24 protein-coding genes are annotated in these 22,735 nt (G+C 56.5%); 15 read left to right on the top strand and 9 right to left on the bottom strand.

Annotated elements, in window-relative coordinates:
- Nucleotides 1-50: 50 nt before the first annotated feature.
- Nucleotides 51-2,030: a Lon protease family protein gene (locus AACQ43_RS12715; RefSeq protein WP_168967509.1), complete on the bottom strand. Its 1,980-nt coding sequence runs from the start codon at nucleotides 2,028-2,030 to the stop codon at nucleotides 51-53.
- A gap of 49 nt (nucleotides 2,031-2,079) precedes the next feature.
- The gene (locus AACQ43_RS12710) at nucleotides 2,080-2,472 is read right to left on the bottom strand and encodes a helix-turn-helix domain-containing protein (protein WP_168967508.1); all 393 of its coding nucleotides are present in this window, start codon (nucleotides 2,470-2,472) and stop codon (nucleotides 2,080-2,082) included.
- Between the two features lie 124 nt (nucleotides 2,473-2,596).
- Between AACQ43_RS12710 and AACQ43_RS12705 the strand changes: the two genes are divergently transcribed.
- From AACQ43_RS12705 to AACQ43_RS12670, 8 genes are all read left to right on the top strand, one after another.
- Entirely contained in the window at nucleotides 2,597-2,848 is a 252-nt protein-coding gene (locus AACQ43_RS12705; RefSeq protein WP_017408446.1) for a hypothetical protein, read from the top strand.
- The gene (locus AACQ43_RS12700) at nucleotides 2,835-2,996 is read left to right on the top strand and encodes a hypothetical protein (RefSeq protein ID WP_158513277.1); all 162 of its coding nucleotides are present in this window, start codon (nucleotides 2,835-2,837) and stop codon (nucleotides 2,994-2,996) included. Before AACQ43_RS12705 ends, AACQ43_RS12700 begins: the two co-directional genes overlap by 14 nt.
- A complete protein-coding gene (locus AACQ43_RS12695) occupies nucleotides 2,993-4,492 on the top strand; it encodes a replication initiation factor domain-containing protein (RefSeq protein WP_168967507.1) in 1,500 nt (499 codons plus the stop codon). Before AACQ43_RS12700 ends, AACQ43_RS12695 begins: the two co-directional genes overlap by 4 nt.
- 26 nt (nucleotides 4,493-4,518) lie before the next feature.
- A complete protein-coding gene (locus AACQ43_RS12690) occupies nucleotides 4,519-4,842 on the top strand; it encodes a hypothetical protein (RefSeq protein WP_017408443.1) in 324 nt (107 codons plus the stop codon).
- A 300-nt stretch (nucleotides 4,843-5,142) separates the two neighbouring features.
- Entirely contained in the window at nucleotides 5,143-5,358 is a 216-nt protein-coding gene (locus AACQ43_RS12685) for a hypothetical protein (RefSeq protein ID WP_017408442.1), read from the top strand.
- Between the two features lie 114 nt (nucleotides 5,359-5,472).
- Entirely contained in the window at nucleotides 5,473-6,792 is a 1,320-nt protein-coding gene (locus AACQ43_RS12680) for a hypothetical protein (RefSeq protein WP_339354059.1), read from the top strand.
- A 3-nt stretch (nucleotides 6,793-6,795) separates the two neighbouring features.
- Nucleotides 6,796-7,110, top strand: coding sequence for a DUF2523 family protein (locus AACQ43_RS12675; RefSeq protein WP_017408439.1), 315 nt, complete (start codon nucleotides 6,796-6,798; stop codon nucleotides 7,108-7,110).
- A 3-nt stretch (nucleotides 7,111-7,113) separates the two neighbouring features.
- Nucleotides 7,114-8,316, top strand: a complete 1,203-nt coding sequence (locus tag AACQ43_RS12670; protein ID WP_168967506.1) for a zonular occludens toxin family protein — start codon at nucleotides 7,114-7,116, stop codon at nucleotides 8,314-8,316.
- A gap of 162 nt (nucleotides 8,317-8,478) precedes the next feature.
- Here the strand turns inward: AACQ43_RS12670 and AACQ43_RS12665 are convergent, their stop codons facing one another.
- The gene (locus AACQ43_RS12665; protein WP_168967505.1) at nucleotides 8,479-9,486 is read right to left on the bottom strand and encodes a DUF2971 domain-containing protein; all 1,008 of its coding nucleotides are present in this window, start codon (nucleotides 9,484-9,486) and stop codon (nucleotides 8,479-8,481) included.
- A 601-nt stretch (nucleotides 9,487-10,087) separates the two neighbouring features.
- Here AACQ43_RS12665 and AACQ43_RS12660 point away from each other — a divergent pair.
- Nucleotides 10,088-10,399 carry a hypothetical protein gene (locus tag AACQ43_RS12660; RefSeq protein ID WP_168967504.1) on the top strand — a complete coding sequence of 104 codons (312 nt, stop codon included), beginning with the start codon at nucleotides 10,088-10,090 and terminating at the stop codon, nucleotides 10,397-10,399.
- A 30-nt stretch (nucleotides 10,400-10,429) separates the two neighbouring features.
- On the opposite strand, the gene AACQ43_RS12655 is transcribed toward AACQ43_RS12660, so the two are convergent.
- The 3 genes from AACQ43_RS12655 to AACQ43_RS12645 form a co-directional block, all read right to left on the bottom strand.
- Nucleotides 10,430-10,780: a DUF3653 domain-containing protein gene (locus AACQ43_RS12655; RefSeq protein WP_168967503.1), complete on the bottom strand. Its 351-nt coding sequence runs from the start codon at nucleotides 10,778-10,780 to the stop codon at nucleotides 10,430-10,432.
- A gap of 176 nt (nucleotides 10,781-10,956) precedes the next feature.
- The gene (locus tag AACQ43_RS12650; RefSeq protein WP_168967502.1) at nucleotides 10,957-12,255 is read right to left on the bottom strand and encodes a tyrosine-type recombinase/integrase; all 1,299 of its coding nucleotides are present in this window, start codon (nucleotides 12,253-12,255) and stop codon (nucleotides 10,957-10,959) included.
- A 277-nt stretch (nucleotides 12,256-12,532) separates the two neighbouring features.
- Nucleotides 12,533-12,847 carry a YebG family protein gene (locus AACQ43_RS12645; RefSeq protein ID WP_168967501.1) on the bottom strand — a complete coding sequence of 105 codons (315 nt, stop codon included), beginning with the start codon at nucleotides 12,845-12,847 and terminating at the stop codon, nucleotides 12,533-12,535.
- 173 nt (nucleotides 12,848-13,020) lie between these two features.
- On the opposite strand from AACQ43_RS12645, the gene AACQ43_RS12640 reads away from it, so the two are divergent.
- The gene (locus AACQ43_RS12640; protein ID WP_168967500.1) at nucleotides 13,021-13,917 is read left to right on the top strand and encodes an esterase/lipase family protein; all 897 of its coding nucleotides are present in this window, start codon (nucleotides 13,021-13,023) and stop codon (nucleotides 13,915-13,917) included.
- Nucleotides 13,918-13,966: 49 nt separating this feature from the next.
- On the opposite strand, the gene AACQ43_RS12635 is transcribed toward AACQ43_RS12640, so the two are convergent.
- On the bottom strand, nucleotides 13,967-15,937 hold the full coding sequence (locus tag AACQ43_RS12635) for an SDR family oxidoreductase (protein WP_029300896.1): 1,971 nt from the start codon (nucleotides 15,935-15,937) through the stop codon (nucleotides 13,967-13,969).
- A gap of 248 nt (nucleotides 15,938-16,185) precedes the next feature.
- On the opposite strand from AACQ43_RS12635, the gene AACQ43_RS12630 reads away from it, so the two are divergent.
- The 4 genes from AACQ43_RS12630 to AACQ43_RS12615 all read left to right on the top strand — a co-directional run bounded on the left by AACQ43_RS12630 (nucleotide 16,186) and on the right by AACQ43_RS12615 (nucleotide 19,535).
- The gene (locus tag AACQ43_RS12630; RefSeq protein ID WP_168967499.1) at nucleotides 16,186-16,767 is read left to right on the top strand and encodes a phasin family protein; all 582 of its coding nucleotides are present in this window, start codon (nucleotides 16,186-16,188) and stop codon (nucleotides 16,765-16,767) included.
- Between the two features lie 88 nt (nucleotides 16,768-16,855).
- Nucleotides 16,856-18,040 (top strand): patatin-like phospholipase family protein, encoded by a 1,185-nt coding sequence (locus AACQ43_RS12625; RefSeq protein ID WP_168967498.1) that lies wholly within the window; start codon nucleotides 16,856-16,858, stop codon nucleotides 18,038-18,040.
- 1 nt (nucleotide 18,041) lies between these two features.
- Entirely contained in the window at nucleotides 18,042-18,692 is a 651-nt protein-coding gene (locus AACQ43_RS12620) for a TetR/AcrR family transcriptional regulator (RefSeq protein ID WP_011706125.1), read from the top strand.
- Between the two features lie 42 nt (nucleotides 18,693-18,734).
- Entirely contained in the window at nucleotides 18,735-19,535 is an 801-nt protein-coding gene (locus AACQ43_RS12615; protein ID WP_168967497.1) for a hypothetical protein, read from the top strand.
- Between the two features lie 115 nt (nucleotides 19,536-19,650).
- Here AACQ43_RS12615 and AACQ43_RS12610 read toward each other — a convergent pair whose 3' ends face one another.
- Together AACQ43_RS12610 and AACQ43_RS12605 are read right to left on the bottom strand one after the other, a co-directional pair.
- Nucleotides 19,651-21,075 carry a wax ester/triacylglycerol synthase family O-acyltransferase gene (locus AACQ43_RS12610; RefSeq protein WP_168967496.1) on the bottom strand — a complete coding sequence of 475 codons (1,425 nt, stop codon included), beginning with the start codon at nucleotides 21,073-21,075 and terminating at the stop codon, nucleotides 19,651-19,653.
- A gap of 280 nt (nucleotides 21,076-21,355) precedes the next feature.
- Nucleotides 21,356-21,733 carry a polyhydroxyalkanoic acid system family protein gene (locus AACQ43_RS12605; protein ID WP_011706122.1) on the bottom strand — a complete coding sequence of 126 codons (378 nt, stop codon included), beginning with the start codon at nucleotides 21,731-21,733 and terminating at the stop codon, nucleotides 21,356-21,358.
- A 199-nt stretch (nucleotides 21,734-21,932) separates the two neighbouring features.
- On the opposite strand from AACQ43_RS12605, the gene AACQ43_RS12600 reads away from it, so the two are divergent.
- Complete coding sequence (locus tag AACQ43_RS12600; RefSeq protein WP_168967495.1) at nucleotides 21,933-22,676, top strand: FFLEELY motif protein; 744 nt, start codon at nucleotides 21,933-21,935, stop codon at nucleotides 22,674-22,676.
- The last annotated feature ends 59 nt before the right edge of the window (nucleotides 22,677-22,735 follow it).

Below are 22,735 nucleotides of genomic sequence, written 5' to 3'. Positions count from 1 at the left end.
GCCAATTTAGCGTACAGTTGTTCGCTAAACAACTCCGATCACTTCTTTTCTCACCGTCCGAACACTCGACCAAGCAGGCGGCGCAGCACACCACCCTTGATGACGTCGGTGCCGTTGAGCTCATCCAGCCGCTGCTGGATCCGGCCGAACAGGGTATCCGGCATATCCGGCTCACCGGCAACACACCCGGTCAGCAGCTCGATGGCCTCTTCCACATGATCCACCGGATGGATATGAAACTGGCCGGCTTCGACAGCTGCAATCACCTCATCGGACAGGTTGAGCTGCTGGGCATTGGTGCCGGGCAGCAGGATCCCTTGTTTGCCGGTGAGACCGTGGATCTTGCATACCCGGAAGAAGCCTTCGATCTTCTCGTTGACGCCGCCGACGGCCTGCACATTGCCGAACTGATCGACCGCACCGGTCACCGCAAAGTGCTGGTAGATGGGCTGACGGGCGAGGGCAGAGAGCAGGGCACACAGACCGGTCAACGAGGCGCTGTCACCATCGATTTCGTGATAGGACTGTTCGAACACTAGGTTGGCCGACAGCGGGGAAGGGTTCTCGGCACCGAACTTGTTGGAGAGATAGCCGTGGATGATCATCATCGCCTTGGCATGGATATGGCCGGCCAGCTCCGCTTTGCGCTCGATATCCGCCACATCACCATCACCCAGATGCACGGTGGCGGTGAGACGCACCGGCTCGCCAAAATCATAGGGATGCCCTGAGACCTGAATGACGGAGAGGCCGTTGATCTGGCCCACTTCCTCACCGTCGGTCTGCAGCAGGATCTGGCCGTCGATGACGCCCTGGTCGGACTGCTCGACCAGATAGTTGAGGCGGTAATCCTGCTCTTCCAGCGCACCGCGAATGTGCTCGTCGGTGACGACATCCGCTTCCAGCTCGCGTGCCAGGCTGTCGGCCATCCGCATGATGGCTGAGAGTTGCACTTCGGAGAGCGAGAGCCATTCCTGGTGGTCGCACAGCCGGCTGGCGTGGCGGCAAAGGGAGGCGAGGGCGGCCGGGGTGAAGTCCAGCAGCTCCCAGCGCTCGCGCAGCCAAGCCAGATATTGAAGATAATCAGGCAGATCCTCTTCGATGTTCACCTCGGAGACCAGGTCTGCGCGCAGGAAGATGCGCTCGGACATGTCACGGTCCAGCATCTGGAACTCGGCCACATCGAGCCGATCGCCGACCAGGATCAGCTTGAGCTTGATGGGGGTGGCTTCCGGGGTGAAGAAGGGGGTCAGGGTCTTGCCTTCCTGATAGGCGTTCCAGTCCAGCTCACCTTTTTGCATCGCGTTCTTGAGCTTGAACCAGAGATGGGGCTGATCCAGCAGCTCATCCAGCTGTAAAATCAGATAGCCACCGTTGGCCTGACGCAGCAGACCTGGTTCCAGCAGGTGCTGGTTGGCATAGACCGAACCTTGCTCGGTCTGATAGTTGATGGAGCCAAACAGGGTATCCCAGTTCAAATCCCGCCCATAGATGACCGGCGCCTCCTGCTCTTCATGGTGGATCAGCAGGTTGATGAGCACCGGATGCTGGAATTCGAGCCCTTGAGCCACATGCGCCGCCAGATCGGAGAGGAAGTCATCGATCTTGGGATCATTGTTCTGCTTGCGCATGATGCGGGTGACCAGGCGCTCGGCATCCAGATGATGGCTCATCAGCTTGAGCAATTCGCCGACCATTTCACAGAACTCGAAGCCGGTACCGGGTTGCAGGCGCAGCCAGATGGGCTTGAACGGGTTGTTCAGATTCTCGGTGTAGCAGAGATCGAACAGGTCGCCATCCTTGCCGTTGGAGGCGGCGATCAGCGTTTGGCAAACGCCTTCATAATCCACCCCGGGAAAACCGTTGAGCAGCATGACCGGGCAGTCGCCATCAAAACTGGCGAGACGCTTGATGCCGGAAATGGCTCTGGGTTGCAAGGCGGCAAAAGGAATGGGTTCGAGTTCGCTGAGGGCAGGAAACTGTTCAATCGAAAAAACAGGTTTTAATTGTTCTGATGTTAATTCAGCCACTTAAGACATCCGGTCGGAGATAGGATCAATTGTTGCCATTATACACAGTTCAATAGTTGGTGACAGGAAACAAGATAGTTGATTTAACATAATATACATTATGCGCGGTTAGGTCATGCCCGTGGCCAGGGGCCAGAAACACCGCTGCCGCAAGGGCTACAGCCGTGCCTGCTCCTTTGGTGTACTTCGCCAGGATGTCGTACCAAGCTCGTTTCAACTCGGGATCTGTCTCTCTGGCGGCTGCCAGACTTAACAGCACTTCTTTGGCATCCAGGCCAATTTCCTCAGCCAGCTTTTTTGCAGTCGCGTCAGTGAGTTGCGACTTGCCTTTGTTCACGGCTGAAATGTAGGACGTTGTAAATCCCAGGTCTGCGGCTACTTCCTGAAACTGGCTGTACTTTTTGGCCCTCATGTAGGCCTGAATGAGCGTTTTCGAGTCCATGTTTCTGTCTCCTGAGTAGTTCGACAATGGAACCATCATACCGATTTTGGCGAAAAGCAGCTTGTTTCAATTCAACTGATCACATGGTTGAATGCAATCAACCAACCATTTGATTGCATGAGCCATGACCTACTGTAGCCCACAAAACCAGGATCTGCCGGCGCTCAACGAGCGCAAGGTCTACTGGCAGGCAGAGCCCACCGGCGATGTTTCCGCCTGTGTGGCCGGTCAGGTTGAGATGTTCCGCGACCTGCATGAGATGCGGATCTACCTGTCCATGACGTACCCCGACACCGCCTTTGAGCTGGTCGAGGTGACCGAGGACACATGGCAAGGCTTCTATGACCAGGGAGTGTTTTTCGATGACTGGTCATAGCTCCGTGATGCCGATAAATAGCGTTATCGGCGACAACCTGGATGTGAGTGTTCAGCCGCTGGTTGTCGGGTTTGGTCTGCTCCTGGTTTTCTGCCTGCTGGTCACGTTGTATGGCTTGTTGGTTGCCTTGTGGGAAAAGCAGATATGACCAGTCATAAGACCCTGATCGACTATCTTTCTTTTACCTGGGCCCCGACCGAGCTGCGCCAGATGACTGAGCTCGCCAAGCAAGGTGCCCTCTTGAAGGCTATCCCCCGCTTCGAGACCCAGAACAAGGCGATTCAAGCCGCCTTTGCCGCCCAGCCGGTCGAGGGCTTGCGTTACCTGTGGAAGCGCCCTGTCGGGTTCGCTCCCCTCACCCGCTTTGACAAGGTGACTGAGCGCCTCTATGACAAGGCCGAGCGCCTACAGCAGGCCGCCGCGTCCCCTGCCCCTGCTCGGACGTTTGACAAGGCCACTGAGCGGTTGAGCCTCAAGGGGCTGCCCAAGTCCCCTGCCCCGGTGCTGACGCCTTCCATGACCGACATGATGGAACGTGCCCTGCACTCTGGGTACCGGTCTCGCGCCGACATGCGCCAGGAGCTCAAAGCCGTCTGCGCTGACCTGCTCAAGTTCTCCCAGTTCGAGGTGGTCGAGGGTGCCAAGTATTGGGAAGCCTATAACGACCTTATCGACAGCTACGGCGTCCAGTTCCTAGATGCCCTCTGCTGCAACGAGATCGAGCTGTGGCTGGAAGAACTCAATACCCGCATCGGTGTCCCTATCCCTGAGCCGCGTTTCACCATGCGCCCTCGCCGCTCAGGTCTGCACGGTTACGCGAACTCGGCTGACCTGCTGTGTGACGGGATGCCCTGCGGGCTGATTGGTTGGGGTGCGGCTAACCATGGCTGCATGGTGAGTTTTTCCGGCGTGGGTTGTGCGGCCCTCGATTTCCAGGCTTTGCACTCTGTTATCTCTCACGTGCCAGGTCTGCGCATCACGCGGGTGGATCTCGCCCTGGATGACTACAGCGGCAAACACATCACTTACCAGAGCGCGATTGCCGGCGCCGAAGCCGGCGAGTTTCACCCGCAGCGTGGCCGTGCGCCTTCCTGGATGAAGATTGAATCGGGCGAGTTCGTGATCACCGAGGTGGCCAAGGGCATCGCCAAGCGTTTTGGCATGGTGCCGAGCAAGGGTTGCTCCTTCTACGTGGGCAGCCGTATTAATGGCAAGTGCGCGCGGATATATGAGAAAGGCAAACAGATGCAATCGGCCGAGTTCCCAAACTGGGTACGCGCCGAAGGCGAATTACACAATAAAGACAGAGTCATTCCGCTGGATGTCCTGGTAAACCCTGACCCTTATTTCGCAGGGATGTATCCGCAATTTGCCAAATGGCTGGATGCGGTTTGCCAGGAAGAAATAACACCGGTGCGTGTGACCACCTTTAAGAATAAATTCAAAACGTCCAGGGACAACGCCGTATTCAATATGTCCAGAATGGCCGGTCGCCTTGTCAATTGGTTAGCAAACATCGAGGGGCTATCCCCTGAGAAGATTGTTAACCAATTAACAGCGCACCTGGAAGAAACCGATATTCCAGCGCGGTTAAGAATGCCAGTTCCTCCTGACCTGGACGAGCTGCCATTATTTTCGACCTAACAATGGTTCTTCAAAGGATAAATAATATGTCTCTGCTGACTGGTATTTTGGTTACCCGCGTAACTCATGGCTATGGTGTGTCCCGTAAATCTGGCTCGCCAGTTCCTTATGACTTTGCCCAGGTAGAATACCTGGCACCGGCTAATAACGTGAACAAGCCGGAATGCAATATCACCTCCTGGGGCTATGAAGTGCGCCAATTAGCCCTGCGTAACGATGCGGCCACTATTAAAGAGCTGGCCGACTGCCCGAAATTGGTGGCAGTGGATCTTGTCCTGGAAGCGGATCCCCAGAATCCGACCCGCAACGTCGTTGTCGGCTTCCAGCCCACCAAAAAGCAACCGGTATAACCACCGCGCCGCGAGGAGGAGGAGCGAGAGCGCGCAGCGAGCGACGACGAGGGCGCGATAATGCTTTGTCTAGATATTACCTCTGAAGGATATGCCCGCTTAGCTGAGGGGGATTCTTGTAATTACGTGCTCCTGACTGTCCAGGAACACGCCAAATTAACGGATATATCGAGCTGGTTTGAATTGGATGTATCCACTGTGTCGATGGCCTTTGGCTTTGGATTATTAATCTGGGTCACTGGCCTCAAACTGGGCGCAATTGCCCGTGTCATCGTAAGTGCAAAAAGAGGATAAACGAGTATGAAAAACTATTTCCGTAATGGTTGTATCGCTGCTGTGTGCTCCCTGTCTACCGGTGCGGCCTTCGCCGAAGGTGGTACAGCCGCTGCTGATGCCGCTGCCAAGGCCCTGGACGCCACCCAGTCGGACGTGACCGCAACCTCTCCCAAGGTGATGCTGGTCGTGGCCACCTGTGTGGGCGTGGGCATCCTGATCAGCCTGATGCGCAAAGCCTAAGCATGTCTTTGCTCATCGGAACGCTGTGGTTCCTGTTCTTTGTGGAAGGCTACAGATCATCGTTTTCGATATGACACAAAGGCGGCTCCGGTCGCCTTTTTTATTGGGGGTACTGTGCGCATCGCTTGGCTTTTATTGTTGTTTCCGTTGGGGGTGTCGGCGAGCTGTCCTGTCGGGATCCGCCTGTCCAACCTGCCGATCTCTACTGTGCTGCCGTATTGCGTGAAATGGGAAACGTCCTCTTTGGGCGGCTGCTTTGTCGCGTGTCCTGGTATCTGTATTCAATCCCCTTCTGCCGGCACCATGGGGCCGATTGAGAGTACCGGCCAGGAGTGTTCTATGGGCGGTGGTTCTGATGGGGATGGTGGCTCTGATGGCGATCCTAATGGAGGTGGCGACAATGGTAGTAATGGCAATAACGGCAATAATGGTGATGTGGTTCCTAATTTGCCTAACGGTATTCGGGTAGGTGGTGACAAGCAGGAAATGACCACCGATGCCTTGCGCCATGTTAATGAGACGCTGATAGGTGGCTTTACCAGCCTGATGTATAGTGCTGCGGGTGCTAATCGGAATGCACTAAATATTAATGTCAAAATGGATGACGTTCTCCGTTATATGAAGGCCAACAATAATGGTCAGGTCGGCATGGAGAACAGTATTCGGGAGCAGACGGCGTTAGAACATAAGTTTTACGATGAATTTCTTGGGCTTAAAAACGCCATCGTAAATCCACAGGATGGGCCTGGACAAAGCACAGGCGAATATCGAGCGTTGAAAGAATTACAAGATTACTTCTTCGGCCCTGACTTCGCCCAGAACAATATAGGCGGAAACTTATATAGCCTTGTTAGGGGGCTGGAATATGAGGTTATTTCCACGAAAGACCGTGTGCACACTGCTGCAAGTGATATTCATAACCTGTACTCTTACACCATGCAGGATATGCGCAATAACAGCTTTGAAATGAACCGCAATATAAAAGCGATTGCCGATGCTCTTAATAATGGTGGTACGGGTGGCGGTGATGGTACGGGCGGCACCGGAAATGGCAATGAAGGCCCTGGGATTGATTACACCCAAATGCCAGGCTCTGCGCAGAACCCATTGCATGTAGCAGGGTCTGAATATACATCCCAGCTCTGTAAAGATGGAGCGCACTGTTTCTTTGACCTGGAAACCATTAATAAGCAGTTCCAGGAACGCAAGGAACAACTGAAAAACACCCACACCGGTATTAAGGACGACATGGTTGATATGTTCCAATATAGCCTGAGTGGGTCGGCGGCGGTGCCCAAGTGTTTTGATATGTTCTCGATGTTTGGCCGCTCTTATTCCGTCTGCCCTGAGGTCGAGGGATATTGGGAAATGATAGCGGCCATCATGATGTTCATCTTCTATTTTCTGGCGCTGATGATTGTGGCTAAGAGGTGATATATGGAATGGATGAGTGATTTCTTTAATGGATTTTTCAACGATATATATCAACTGGCGGTGCAGTTTGCAGCCTGGATAGCGGTTAAATTGGCGATTCAGTGGGTCGAGTTCAAGATATTTCTGCTCACTTTTTCCTGGGACGTTGCCAAGCAGATTCTGATTAACCTGCAATTTAGCGACCTGATCTCCGCATCCTTCAATAACCTGCCCTCTCAAATGAGGGGGATCTTGCTCTATTTGCACGTTGATAAAGGGCTGTCGATATTGACACAAGCCTTTGTGACTCGCTTTTTACTGAATATGCTGGGGTGGTAAACCATGTCAATCAAGATCCATCACGGCGCCCCTGGTTCCTATAAGTCGTCAGGGGCTATTCATACCGATGTGATACCGGCCATCAAGGCGGGCCGTCATATCGTCACCAACGTGCGCGGCTTTACCGCGGAACGGTGCAAAGAGGTATTGGGCAAGGAAGTGCCTGACGAGTTCCAGGTAACCTATATCGAGACGGAATCCCAGGAAGGACGCGATCACCTCGCCCGCTTTTATCACTGGGCGCCTAAAGGGGTTTTCTTCCTGGTCGATGAGGTACAGCGGATATTTCCGCCTTCTTGGCGGCAGAGTGATTTGGAAAAGCTCGATTATCCTGGCGGGCCGGATGTGGCCAAAGCCGATGGCCGGCCAGAGACGATTGACGTGGCCTTTGATATGCACCGTCATCATAACTGGGATTTTGTATTTACAACCCCGAACATCAAAAAGGTGCACCAAGTAATTCGGGCTGCTGCCGAAACGGCCATTCGTCATACCAATATGGCGATATTAGGGATTGGTGGTCGATATAAGACGGTGCTTCACCTCTCTGATAACTCCGGTACGTCCATGAATGACGTACTGCAAGCCAAGCCATTTAATAAGGTGCCCAAGTATGTTTTCAAGCTTTATGACTCGACTACAACCGGTAAGGTCTCGGATACAATCGCGGGCAGCTCGATATTTCGAGACCCTAAAATTCTGTTTATTCTGGCGATTTGGGGACTCTGCGTATTCTTTGGCTTCATCAAGCCTGAATATATTGATGCTCCTGCTAAGGCCGTTGAAACCACTTCTGCCGCTGTTCCGGCTGATGGGGCGGTGGGTGCTTCGCCCGCTGCTAATGTACGTCCTGGTGGCGCTCCTGCTGCGTCTGCTGCTGGCGTCCTTGCTATAGGGCCGTTTGCCGGCCATCAGCTCATTATCAGCTGTCACGTCCTGATAAAGGATCACCAGGGAGAATATCGGGTTGAGTATTGCTTCTCCCTGCGCAAGGGCGACGACGTGCAGCCGCTCGACAGGGACGATTGGCCGGATGAACTCGCCAGGGTGGATCCCATGAGTGCGTGCCATGCGGTGGTCAAGTACCAGGGGCAACCTGTGGACGTGTACTGTGACCCCGAGGGGGACGCCCTGCGCCGGAAATACAATGCCACCCTCTTTGCAGGCGGCAACAACAAGCAAGTTCCTTCTGATGACCGGTCATAACTCCCTTCTCCTGCCGGTGGCCGCCTTTCTCCAGGTCGGCCACTGAACCCCAGGGGCGTCAGCCCCTATAAGGCGACACACTGAGGCCGATTGTCGGGAAGGTGGTGGGTTCGCCGAAACTTGTTTGGAGTGTTTCTGTGAGGCAGAGACTCCCCTTTCCTGCTAAACCGGTTTTTGAGGCTCCCCGGCATTGGCAGGGCCAAACGAAGCTGTGCCAAATATTTCTTTCTGTAAGTCTACCTTTATTTTTATTCCTCCTCCTCCCCCTACTCTGAATGGGTCCCTTTTTTTAGGGTTTAATTCGAATCTGCTACTATCTTTCGCATATTGATAAACTGTTATATGGCCAAGCTTATCTGGATTAGCTCTGATGGTTCGTATGACTTCAGTTTTGGTTCTTTGGCTAGCTTCACATCCTATAAAAATTGATGTAATACTAGATGGACATATATCTTTTAATACGGTTACTTCATCAATGCTGCTTAGGAAATGCGCCAATTTATCTGCTGATGACTTGAAACAATAATATTTACTATTATCTTCACCTTTTTCTATTATTCCTCGTTGAAGTGCTTGCTTTATAACCCAATAGTCTTCACTTTCTGAATTGTTGTTAGGCGTCTTAATTAGGAGTTTGTCACACCATTCCATTGGAACAATACACCTATGCTCTTTCTCATATATCCAGTCGTCACTTTTAGTCGTTAAAGTCTTTACTAGGATCTCATTTAATAGAGTGTTCTGATCCTCAGAGTTGAATTGATCTGTATTTTCATCGAATCTAACTCGATCATAATTTACTTTGACCGGCTTGTATTTAAATGGCCTGGAATTTGGGATTTTTCTATTGTTCAATGATGAAAGAAAATCATCATCATAACCAATGCAAACACCTTTGTGGTCATTTCCATAATGGGCCCACATTAATAAATTTCTGTGCGTTTCTGTTAAGGACACTATGCCGCAGGCTTTTAGATAGCTTTCACATTCTTTTTGTAGCTCAGTAATTCCCTTCGCTCCATTTGTCTGCTTTTTAAATTGGTTAATAATTTGTGTGGATATCGTTTTCTCGAATGGATCATTCAGTTTAAGTGGTGATGATAATTTTATTGTGGGTTCCAATAGCAGTTCTTTAGTAAAGTTTTCATAGTACTTATAGTATGTGGCCATATGGTTCTCCTCCCCCCGTATAGTAATACGGGGGGAATTCCAAATGCTAGCCTCCAATGGCTACCCTTCTGCTACCCTTTACAAAAACGTGTAGAGGTGCGCTATGGATGACTTAAAGCCCGGGGACCTAGTTCGGCGTAAATCGGATGATCTCCTGATGGAGGTTGAGCACATTGTGGAAACGGTGGCCTGTTGTCATGTCGTTGAACCTTTTCTACCACCACGTAAACTCTTTATTGCCTTGGATTCTCTGGTCCTTGAGCCAAGAGAAGCGCAGTCATAGTCGATGAAAGGGGGCTTTTGCCCCCCCCTCTCCTGCTAAGTTGATACCTAGAGTAGAACGTCTCTTTCTGCTTCTCCCAAAGCTCCGCCTGGATGATGGCCAGGGCTTCAATCCTTCGTCTATCGTACCTCAAGCCGTTGGTAGAAATTAGACAGTCATCCCCCATCCGCCATCACCACGCCGGTGTCAGAACAGTCACGTTCTAGATAACAACCAAGCGGAATGGTGAAAAAGTGATCGCCTTGGGTTGTTTAAGGCCTCGGCCGCCCCAATATTAAGCAATGGGCAAACGCTCAATAACTTGAAGTGGTGATTAAAATGGCTGATACAGTGGATGTAGTGCAGGACAATGGACCGTCTTTTGCCTCGTATTTCGGCCTTTATCATGGTCTTTTCAAACTTGACTATGACAATGCACCGGCAGATCGTAAGCGTTTGATCGCTGTTGCATGTGCTCTTGAGCTTATAAAGACCCAGGTCGCAAATTCAGCGTATACCCACCTAGGCTATCATATGGACCATCTGTCGTCTTATGCCGATGCAATTGGGGAAGCACTTGCGGGCAGCCTAGCTGAACCTACCTACAAGGATAGACTGGAGGCGGCACTGGTAGTGGTCATGAAAGAGTGAATAAAATGGGGGGCTTATGCCCCCCTAGTCTTATCCAATCCCCAGTTTTTTCCGCCAGTAAAACGTCTCTTTTTGCCTCTCTGAGCGTTCCGTATGGATGATGGCCAGGGCTTCAATCCTTCGTCTATCAAACCTCACGCCGGTCGGTGAGATCAGGCAATCGTTCGCCATTCTCCAACCTTCCCAGGCTTTGAAAATTGTGGGCAACTCCCGCCCGGATGCCATCCGCATAAGCCGTTTATAGACAGGTGGGATCTCTGTCCCCTTATCCCAATACGTGACCTGTCTCACAGAAACAAAACAAAGATTTGCCGTCTCCTCTTTCGATAAACCGCACTCAAACCAACGAAAAATGAAGTTTTTGGTCAACTCTCGTTCCATCCAAGTAATTACCTGATAAACCAGCAAAATTGCGTGGGCTGGCTTATCGGCAGGTTTCAGATGGGCATTTAACTAAACACGGCATTATGCGCGGTGTTGGGTTGTGGAAGAATCCGGAATGAGGTCGGTTAAAAAACACGAGTCATCACAGCCATGCTCCTGAACTTATTACTTCGTTATCTCTCATCTTTAAAGGCCTGGTCATGCAACCGATCCAGCGGTTTGTGATTGGCACTTTCATGGCGCTCGATGTTGCCGGTGTGCAGGTACTTGGAGGTGGTGTCGATGCTGTCGTGACCGGCATCGGCTTGCACATGTGATAACGGCCGCCCGTTGAGATTGATGTCGTGGGTGATGCCGGTATGACGAATGGAGTGTGGTGTCAGGTTGCGCATCTCGGCGCCGTCCTGTACAAATCCATCTTTTTCTGCCAGCTCGGCGGCGGTCTGGATGACGCTCATCATCAGGTCACGCAGCTGGCGGATCCCGAGGTTGGCGTTGAGCTCACCTTGTTCCCGACCATGTGCTGCAGCCTTGTGGCGTACAAACAGCGGAGTCTGCTCATCGGGCGTCGGCAATGGTGAGAGACCGAGAAACGTCCGATAGCGTTTGAGGGCCTCGAGCAAGGCATGGGACACCGCCACGGTGCGGCGCTTGCCACCCTTGCTGCGGGGAATGAAATAGCCCCAGACGCCGGTTTTACCATCGCGGCGAAACTGACCCATGACGGGGGTAAACCCTGGCCTTGCCGCCACTTCCGAGATCCGCAGGTAACAGGCGTACATCAGGCTTATCAGGAAGCGGCTGCGCTCGTGCTGCTCGGGTGATTCGGCAGCCAGCAGGTCGGCAGCCTGCATCACATAGGACCACTGCAACTCGCTGAAGGCCTGGCCATGGTCGTCCGGCTCCTGCTGAATTGAGCGCTTCACTCGTTGCAGTAACAGAGCCGGGTTGCGGTCCATGTACTCTTCCTGGATCAAGAACTGGAAGAAGGCAGATAGAATGGCGAGCTTGGTCTTCATGGCCTGTTCGCTAAGGCGGTATGGCAGCTCGCGGCCCAGCTCACGCTTGCCAAGGAAGGGTCGCCATTGAGGGTTGGGCAGTCGTTCTCCCCACTCCTTGTCGAGCACGAACTGGGCTACGTTGCGATAGGCAATCAGGGCCGCCGGCGGCGCCTGACAGTAATCGAGATAGCGCATCATGATGCGCCTGGTCAGATCCTTGGGGCTGATGCGCATTTCGCCGAAGCACCAGTGCAAAAACGTGGTCAGCTCACTGCGATAGGTTTTGTAGTTGTTCTCGCTGTTGCGCTGCTCCAGCAGCCAGTCGACGGCGAGTTCGTAGACCAGCCCGGCATCGGGCACATCGTTGAGGCTGAGGTTGGCAAGATATTGGTTGACCTGGGGGTTGCCCGCCTCCAGGTAGGCCAGACCATCGAACAGCGGCATGGCGGGTGGAAGTAACATAGTGGTCATGATGATGCTTGTGGATGAGAGACTCGGCTCGGGGCCTGCGTGATGGTGATGCCGATAAATGGGGTTATCGGCATCACGTGGGAATGGAGCGTCGATGCTGTGCAGCGAACAGCATCGCTATCAACAGCTGATGCTGCATAGTGTATTTATTCAATAGATATGCATCTTGGTTGGAAAATTCTCGGGGTAAATATCCATATAAATGCTTTAAAATTCTCATCAATGCATAAATTGAGGTTGTTTCATCCAGTGATGGGCAGCCTCCCCCATATCGTCCTCACGCTACACGCTTGAGGGATTTGTCTTTTGGCTTGCCTGCGTCACTCTGCTCTTCCTGCGGCTCTGACTTGCCGCTCCCCTGCCCCTTGGCGCCGCGCAGCACGTTTTGCAGCAGTTCGCGCTGCTCGGCCAAGTAGAAGGCCAGACTCTCTTGCTGCTCAGGTTCAAGGCGAACGGGCGCGCCCGCCAGCAAATGCATCAGCTCATCGGCAGTGTCCAGCAGCTTGTCATAGGCATCGGCCTCTTTCTTGCTGGCAAAGGTCATCTTCTCCACTCCCCCACGTACCACAACATATTTGATCTCAACGGCCATAGCGGCGTCCTCCTTCTGATAGTGATCACAAGTATATGTATGGATATACAGTATTGCAAATAACCTCATGCTGAAGTGTTTTATTGGCGCGCCGTCGGGTGATTGCACGTCTGCCATCACATTGGTGAAAGGGTCATTTGACTTCCATGCCAAACTGGTCGGATGATTGAGTCATGACGATCACAAAGCAACTACTGATCCTGCTGCTGGTTGAGGTGACGCTCCTTGGGGGTATCGCCCATCTGGTCATTGGCCTCTCGCCGCCGCTCTCCATTCTGTTCGTGGTGGTGGCCCTGCTGGGGCTGCGCACCCTGGTGGTGCTGCTGACCTGGGGCTTTTCCCGCTTCTACCCGGTGCCTGCCATCGGCTGGCGAGAATGGTTGCCCATGGTGGGGCGAGAGATAGCCGCCTACCTGCTGACCTTCACCTGGTTGCTGCCGTTCGAGCGTTGGCTGATGGCGCCCGACAGGCTGACACCCTCCCCTCTGCCCCTGCTGCTGATCCACGGTTATGGCTGTAGTCGCGGCATCTGGCGGGTGCAACGGGCCAGGCTGGAAGCTGCCGGCCACACGGTGGCGACCGTTACTCTGATCCCTCCCTTCGGCCATCTCGACGACATGGTGCCGCTCTTGGCCAAGCGCATCGATGAGGTGTTGGCCGCCACCGGTGCGTCGCAGCTGGTGCTGATCGGTCACAGCATGGGCGGCCTGGTGTGCCGCGACTATCTGGCGGTGGCTGGCGGTGACAAGGTGGCCCAGCTCATCACCCTGGCCACCCCCCATCAGGGCAGCCAGCTGGCGACCCTGGGACTGGGCGACAATGCCCGCGAGATGGAGCCCGGCTCCGGCTGGCTGCAGCGCTTCGCCGCCATGCCGCTCTGCGTGCCCGGGGTCTCGGTGCGCACCAGCCACGACAACTTCGTACTGCCCCAGTCCCGCCAACGACTGGATGGCATGGAGGACGTGGAGCTCGCCGCCCTCGGCCACCTCTCCCTGCTCTACTCCCGCCGTACCACGGCCTTGTTGTTGACCCTGCTCTCCCGCCCGCAGCCGGAAATGAAAAGGGCCTGATTGCTCAGGCCCTTTCCGTTTTTGCTACCTCAGTTCGTTGTCGCTCCCCCTAGAAGTGGATCCCCTTGATCAGGGTGGATACCGCCATCTGATCTGCCGACGCTTTGGACTCGTTGCCCTCCTTGGGGTCGGAGAAGGTGCGGAAGCTGGTGTTCATGATCACCTGGGCCACTCGCGGCGCCAGGGCATGGATCACCTGGCCGAACACCCCGAGCCGGGTGGCCAGTCGCACGTGCTTGTTGATGATGGTGTCGCACACCAGATCGGCGGCCTCTTCCGGCGTCATCATGGGCACCTGCTCATACACCTTGGTGGGCGCCACCATGGGGGTTTTCACCAGCGGCATGTTGATGATGGAGAAGTTGACCCCCTTGTCGGCAAACTCGGAGGCGGCGGTGCGCACCCAGGCATCGAGCGCCGATTTCGAGGCGACGTAGGCGGAGAAGCGCGGCGCATTGGTCAGCACCCCGATGGAGGAGATGTTGATGATGTGGCCCTTCTTCTTCTCGATCATGGTGGGCAGCAACCCCATGATCACCTTGAGAGTGCCGAAGTAGTTGAGCTGCATGGTGCGCTCCAGATCGTGGAAGCGATCGAAGGAGTCCTCGATGGCGCGGCGGATGGAGCGACCGGCATTGTTGATGAGAATGTCCACCCCGCCATGCTCGGCCACGATCTGCCGGGTGATCGCCTCCCCTTGGGCGAGATCGGCCAGATCCCCCTGATAGACCTGCAGGGTCAATCCCAGCTCGGCAAACTCGGCCTGGGTCTCGGCAATCTTGTGCTCGTCCCGGGCGATGGTCAGTACCTTGGCCCCCGCCTCGGCCAGCTTTCTTGCCGTGGCCTTGCCGATGCCGGAGGTGGCGCCGGTGATCAACACCACCTTGCCCTCGACCCGACCGCGCAGGGTACGATCGATGAACAGCTCGGGGTCGAGGTGACGCTCCCAATAGTCCCACAGCCGCCAGGCATAGCTGTGCAGCGGCGGCACTTCGATGCCGGTCCCCTTCAGTACCCGCTGGGTTTCCCGGTTGTCGAAGCGGGTGGGATAGTTGATGAGCCGGAAGATGTCCTTGGGCAGCCCCAGATCGGCAATGGCGGCATCGCGAATGCGCCGCACCGGCGTCAGTGCCATCAGCATGGTCATCAGATGGCGGGGAATGAAGCTGAACAGGGCCGCGTTGATACGAATGGCGGGCTCAGGGGCATGGGCTGCGCGGGAGAAGGTACTCAGCATGTCGCCGACCCGCATGGGATGGGAATCGGTCAAGTGGAACGCCTTGTTGTCCTCCCCTTCCAGGTGGGCGATGTGATCGATGGCATCCACCACGAAGTTGACCGGCACCAGGTTGATGCGTCCCCCTTCGACCCCGATGGCGGGCATCCAGGGCGGCAGCATGCGGCGCAGCTTCTGGATGGTTTTGAAGAAGTAATAGGGACCGTCCACCTTGTCCATCTCACCGGTGTTGGCATCACCGACCACGATACCGGGTCGATAGATGCGCCAAGGCAGCGTGCTCTCCTTGCGCACGATTCCTTCGGCCTCGTGCTTGGTCTGGAAATAGGGCATGTCGAGGTGTTCGGCCTCATCGAACATGTCTTCCCGAAACAGTCCGTCGAACAGACCGGCCACCGCGATGGAGCTGCAGTGATGGAAGCAGCGGGCCTGGAGCCGCTCGGCCAGTTGCAGGGCCTGACGGGTGCCTTCGGCATTGACCTGCTGCTGAATGCCCGCCTTGGCGTTGAGATCGTAGATGGCGGCGAGATGCAGGAAGTGATCGACCTTGCCGATGAGGGGCTCCAACTCGGCACTGCCCACGCCGAGCAGCGGGTGGGTCATGTCGCCGACCACGGGGATGGCGCGATCCGCCTCAACCCCCCAGTAGGCCAGCAGATCGGGTACCCGATCAAGATGGGCGGCACGCATCAAGAAATGCACCCGGCTATTCGGGCGCTGCAGCACTTTTTTAATCAGCCGGCGACCGATAAAGCCGCTGCCCCCCGTGATGAAATAGTCCATGGTATTTATATCCCTTACTGATTGGGCTGTTAGTTGCTGTTAGATATATCACGCTTTAACGCAAAATATTCATTCGAATATCATTCTTCGTGACCCAGACCAAAATTACCAGGGTTGCTTGTTCCGTTATTAGGTAGAACCCTCTATTTTTTCTCCATAGACTGAGGATGAAAGCCAAGTAATGCCACAACGAATATATCAAGGTTGTTGTCATTACCATCATCTATATCACGAGCAAGGAGATTGTCATGGCCAAAAAATTGAAAGCACTGGCAAGTTCGGTGACCGACAACCAACTCACCTCCACCATCAAGGAGTCAACCCAGCAGATCTGGTTGGCGGGTCTGGGTGCCTATGCCAAAGCCCAGGAAGAAGGCGGTAAAATCTTCGAAGCCCTGGTGCAGGAAGGGGAAGCCCTGCAAACCCGTACCCGCCAGAGCGCAGACGAGAAGATCGCTGCCATGACCGACAAGACTGCCGGTACCTGGGGACGTCTGGAGCAGGTGTTCGAGGATCGCGTGGCCCGCGCCGTCGCCAGCCTCGGCATTCCGACCCGCAAGGACATCGACAAGCTCTCCAAGCGCATGGCCGAGCTGACCGAGGTGGTACAACAGCTGATCGATGCCCAGGACCTGGATGACGTTGCTCCGGCTGACGAGGCCAAGCCTGCCGCCGCCGCTGCCAAGAAGCCGGTTGCAGCCAAAAAGCCGCCGGTCAAGAAAGCCACCGCCCCCATCGCCAAGGTGAAGGAAGAGGTGAAAGCACTGGCAACGGAAGTCGAGAACGTGGCCAAAGAGGTCAAGGAGAAGAGTGAAACCACGCTCTTCTGATCCGCTGACCGGCTTGTTCTGATTGCGTAATGATCCACCGGCCCATGCCCTCTGCTGGGCCGGTTTTGCATGAGAAGGGAGGCAAATCATGAGCACGATTGCGGTTGCCCTCGCCGGCGGGGGACCTCTGGGGGGGATCTACGAGATCGGAGCCTGCGCCGCCCTGGCCGACAGTATCAAGGGGCTGCGTTTCGAGCAGGCCGATATCTATGTGGGGGTGAGCTCGGGAGCGGTGATCGCCTCGGCGCTGGCCAACGGCATCTCGCCGGACAAGCTGGTGCGGATCCTGTTAAGCGATGACACCGGCGAGTTCTTCGACCCCTCCACCCTGCTGCGTCCCGCCTTCGGGGAGTATTTTGACCGCCTTACCTCGTTGCCACCGCTGGTGCTGACGTGTCTGGCCGACTATCTCTCCTCGCCCTGGAACAAGAGCCTGCTCGGCTCGTTGCAGGGGTTGTCCCGAGCGATCCCGACCGGCATGTTCGACAGCCGCGGGGTGGATCGGATCCTCACCCAGTTTTTCTCCCGCCCCGGTCGCAGCAACGATTTTCGTGAGCTTGCCAGCCGGCTGTTCGTCATCGCCACCGAACTCGATACCGGCCGTGCAGTGGCTTTCGGCAGCCCGGGGCTGGACCAGGTGCCCATCTCCGCAGCAGTACAGGCCTCGGCCGCCCTGCCCGGCTTGTTCCCGCCCTCGCTCATCGATGGCCGCTACTACGTGGACGGGGCGTTGATCAAGACGCTGCACGCCTCGGTGGCGCTGCAGGAGGGGGCCGATCTGGTGTTTTGCATTAACCCGCTGGTGCCCTTTGATGCGGGACTGGCCAGCGAACACCCCGCCAAGCTGGTGGACCGCGGCCTGCCGGTGGTGCTGGCCCAGACGTTTCGCGCCATCATTCATTCGCGCATGCACGTGGGGATGGATCGCTACAAACACCAGTATCCCGACGCGGATGCCTTGTTGTTCGAACCCTCGTCGGCCGACGGCGAGATGTTCTTTACCAATGTGTTCAGTTACCGGGATCGGCGCCATCTGTGCGAGCACGCCTTCCAGCATACCCGCCAGGATCTGTGGCAGCGACGGGACGAGCTTGGCCCCATTCTCGCCAGACATGGGCTGGCGCTGGATCTGAGCGCGCTGACCGATGAACAGCGTTCCCTGCTGACCCCGGGCACCGGCTCGGTGGCGGCGCTGGATGCCTCTTTGACCCAGCTGCAGCACTGGCTGACCCGCCGTTATGGCGGCAAGGGTCGCCGGCAATCGAAGGAGTAGCATGGACTGCAAACCCAAGCGGCGTACGCGGGATCGCATCCTGGCCACCGCCCTCGCCCAGTTCAACCTGCTGGGCGAGCCGACCGTCACCACCTCTGCCATCGCGGCCGAGCTGGAGATGAGTCAGGGCAACCTCTATTACCACTTTCACAACAAGGAGGAGATCGTCAACGCCCTGTTCGGCGAGTTCGAACAGGAGATGGCCCATCTGCTCGATACCATTACCCCGCCGTTGAACGAGGCGGAGGACATCTGGTTCTTCTTGCACCTGATGTTCGAACTCATCTGGAAGTACCGTTTTTTCTACTACGACATCAGCACCTTGATGAGCGGCAACCACAAGGTGGAGCTGCGCTTCTCGGCCCTGCTGCGTCGCAAGGAGCAGACCGCCGCCGCCATCTGTCACAGCCTCTGGCGCAGCGGCCTGCTGCAAGGCGATGAGATGCAGGTGACGGCGCTGGCCGCCAACATTGCGCTGGTCGGGACCTTCTGGATCTCCTACCAGCGGGCGCTGCATCCGCGGGCCGATGCCGACATCGCGCTCGGGGTGTTTCAGGTGATGCAGCTGGTGGCCCCCCGGCTGCGCGCCGATGCCCGTGCCGATCTGGATGCCATTGCCACCCATTATCAGCCCGCCGCCACGGCGAGCTGACAGCATCGTGTATTTGATTGTGTTTTTAACAGGGAGAATCATATGACCACTTCACAGCCCAAATTGTCCGATTTTACCCCCTTCCCCTGGCCGGACGCGGCCTATGACTATGCCGGGGAGCGCCTTGAGCAGCACTGGGAGCGGCTGCACCAGGGGGATGCCGAGCCCTGGCCCGAAGATGAGCAAGTACAGGAAGCCTGGCGTGCCTATCACGCCGGTGATTTTGCTCGCGCCGTCAGCCTGGGGCTGGGCGCCGGCGAGGATGGCCTCAACGTGGCGAACAAGGCGCTGGTGATCCACGCCAGCTACCTGCTGGACGACAAGTATGCCAAGCGCGAAGCGTTCGAGCTCGCCGCCAGCAACGCCGAGAAGCTGCAAAAACGCCAGCCAGACAACGTCAACGCCTGGTACTTCCACGCCCTGGCGCTGGGTCGCTACAGCCAGGTGATCTCGGTCTCCAAGGCGCTCTCCATAGGCATCGGTGACAAGATCAAGAGCAGCCTGGAGCAGGCGCTGACCCTTGAGCCTGACCACGCGGAAGCCCATATCGCCTTCGGTGCCTGGCATGCGGAGATCATCGACAAGCTGGGCGCCATGATCGGTGGCATCACCTATGGCGCCAAGAAGGATGAGTCCGAGCGTCACTTCAAGGCGGCGCTGGCCATTATCCCCCACTCCGCCATTGCCCGCATGGAGTACGCCAACGCCATGGTGATGATGCACGGCAAGAGCAAGATGGCGGCCGCCGAGGCGCTCTACGGTGAGGCCGCCGCGTGCGAGCCGCTGGATGCCATGGAGCGGCTCGACGTGGAAGCCGCCCGCGAGGAGCTGGCGGACGAGTAAGGTGCCACTGCCGCAATGAAAGAGGCCAACCTCCGGGTTGGCCTCTTTTCTTTTTCACTTTTTTTCTTGCAGGCTTCCTTTCTTGCCGGCTCCTCGTCTTGCAGGAGTGGCGCGGTCAGCCGCGCAGCAGTTGATCCAGCATGTCGGGATCGTAGAGCAGGTCCGGCTCCATCAATACCAGCAGCAGCAACTGCTCAAACTCCACGGCGAAGCGCTCGACGATGAGAGCCGGGTCCGGCACCCGCTTCTTATCGGTGATGAGGCCGAGCTGCACCTTGTTGTCATAGGAGAGAATGGAGACGCCGACCGCGATGTCGCCGGCCTGGGGCACCCAGAACAGCGGCTGACGCAGGCGGGCGCCTGCCAGATAGAGGGTCTGCTGCGGGCCCGGCACGTTGGTAATGACCGCGCTGGCCTTGGCCGAGAGGATGTCGATGGCCTGCTGCTGTACCGCCTTGGGGGCCATGCCCATCACTTCCAGCAAGTTGAGCACCACCGCCGGCTGCAGGGAGGATTTGAGCGCCTGCATCCGATCCCGCACCGCATAGAGCCGTTGTAGCGGGTGCTCGATGTTGAGGGGCAGATCCAGCGCCACCAGCCCGAAGCGATTGCCCAGTGCACCCTTGTCGTCCGGGGCGCGCATGTTGACCGGTACCAGCGCCCGGATGTCGATGTCGGTCTGGTCGCCCTGCTCCAGCAGGTAGTGGCGAAAGGCGCCGGCAGTGGCAGCGATCAGCAGATCGTTGACCGAGCAGCCGAGCACTCGCCCCACCGCCTTCACGTCCGGCAACGGGATCTGTTCTGACCAGGCTACCCGCTTGGTGCTGCCGGTCTCCCCTTTGAGCCGGGTATTGGCGTCGTCGGAGAGGGTGGCGATGGTGTAAAGCTCGGCGGTCACGTCCCGACTGGTCTTGAGGTAGTCCATCGCCTTGGTGGGATGGGTCAGTACCTCGACGTACTTGGACCAGAGGGCGCCGGTCAGCTTGAGGCCGGCCCGCAACAGGCGACTGCCCTGCTGATCGTGCTCCTCGTCGCCGTCGTCATTGGCCACCGGCTCGGGTTGTGGCCTGGGGGGCGCCACCGGGCTCTCGTCCATCATGGTCAGCATGGCCCGCACCAGGGAGAAGCCGTCCCCCATGGCGTGGTGAAAACGCACCACCAGCGCCTGGCCGCCCAGAGAGGTATCCACCAGGTGCATCTCCCACAGCGGGCGCTGGTGGTTGAGCGGGGTGGAGGCAAAATCGGCCACCAGCCGCTCCAACTCCGCCTTGCCGGCCTTGCCTGGCAGGATCACCCGCTTGAGGTGCAGATCGAGGTCGAAGTCGGGATCGGTGCGCCAGTAGTATTCGCCCCCTTCCAGGCAGGCCTTCTGCCCGAAGCGCGGCTGTACCCGAACTGTGTGCAGCAGGCTCTCCCGCAAGATGGCTTCATCCAGCTGACCGTCGAACATCAGCACGCCGACGATCTGCATCAAGTTGTTGGGCCGGTCCATCCGCAGCCAGGCGGTATCGACACAGGAGATGAGTTCACACACAGACATGTATTATCCCTATCGTTTCGCGTTATTTGTCTCCTGCCGTCTCATGAATTGGCTTGAGCAGGAGTGAATGAACAAATAGCACTTATATGTTGGTGAAACTGCACGGCGATTAATTCAAGATGATGTTTCATGACAAAAATGGAGGCGATTTTATGCCTCTCAAAATAAAACAAAAAAGGGTGTTTGGCCCTTTTAATAATAAATATCTGGCCGGGTAACGATAGTGGAATCGGTTATTTCATGATTATTTATTGCGCTGGATCAGTATTTATTGGCCCCATCAGCGCCGGGTTGGGCAAGGCAGGCGCTGATCGACGTATTCGAGGATCTCCTGCTCCAGTACGCTGCGCACCGGCAACAGCATCAGACCGAGGCGTACCTCCAGCGACAGGGTTTCGTCGGTGAGGAACAAAGAGCCGTTGACCCCGGCGCCACGAAACAGCAAGCGAGTCTCCTCCTCGTCTTCCCACTCGCAGTCGAGTTCGTACTCCTCGCTCATGTCCTGGGCGATGGCTTCGGCGGCCAGTCTGGCACCGGCGAGGCCCAGCGGGTGTTGGCGGCTGACCTGGATGGTCGACAGGCTGCTGCCGGCAAGGGGATCGTATAGAAACATGCTAACTCTCTGAGCGATGACAACATTTATTGATATTAAACACATGAATCAAACAAGTGAAAGCCATTTGCAACATTTTTGGGACTCACTTAACAAAGCCTGTTGAGTAAAAGCTCCATCGATTCCGCCTGGGCTGCCGCCGCGTTACACTGGGCCGGCAACACGTGACGAGCCTCGGCAAGGTGCCGCCTGTCGTCATGTCTATCCGTGACAGGCCATTGGAAACAGGTCAAGAGAGCCGCAGATGACCCAACAGCAACAACCATTCGATGACCAGCAACCGGATGAAGAGAGTACCCTGGCGCAACTCTATCGCCAGCTCAATCGGGTGGCCGCGCTGCGCGAGCAGATGCGAACCCATCCGCAGGATCAGCAAGACAGGGACGCGTTGCGCCAATGGCAGGCCGATCGGCTGGGGCGCACCCATCGTGACCTCTTGGAGAGCAAGCGCTACGGGCCGGCCGCGCAGTTCTTCCTGACTGACCTCTACGGGCCGGGGGACTGTGCCCGCCGGGATGCGGACGTGATGCGGGTGATGCCGACGGCCGAGCGACTGTTGCCGGAATCCGGTCTCAAGGTGCTGGCGCAGGCCATTGAACTCGATGCCCTCTCCGAGGAGCTCGACTACCTGATGGTGGTGGCGTTGCGTCGCAGCGGCAGCATGGCGCGACTGAACGCCAAGGCCTATGCCCTCGCCTATCAGGAGGTGGGGGAAGAGGCGCGTCGCCGTCATCAGTTGCAACTGGTCAACGAACTGGGGATGACCCTGGACCGGCTGGCGAGAAAGCCGCTGCTTGGGGCGACCTTGAAGCTGATTTCGGGGCCGGCCCATCTGGCGGGGCTAGGCGAGCTGTTTACCTTTGTCGAACGGGGTTACCGGGTGTGTCACCACATGGGGCGGGCCAACGAGTTTCTCGAGACCATCGCCAGCCGCGAGACGGCGATCATGCAGGCGCTGCTGGCGGGCGACGACACAGTGCTGGATTGATCCTGGGAGCCATGCGGGCAGACATGACAAAGCGGGCCGAGTGGCCCGCTTTTCGTTTA

Origin of the sequence: Aeromonas sp. DNRA1 (assembly GCF_963888745.1) — a bacterium.
In the GTDB taxonomy this organism is placed as follows: domain Bacteria; phylum Pseudomonadota; class Gammaproteobacteria; order Enterobacterales; family Aeromonadaceae; genus Aeromonas; species Aeromonas hydrophila.
Note: the sequence above shows the minus strand (reverse complement) of the source record. Positions and strands in the feature narration are given on the sequence as shown.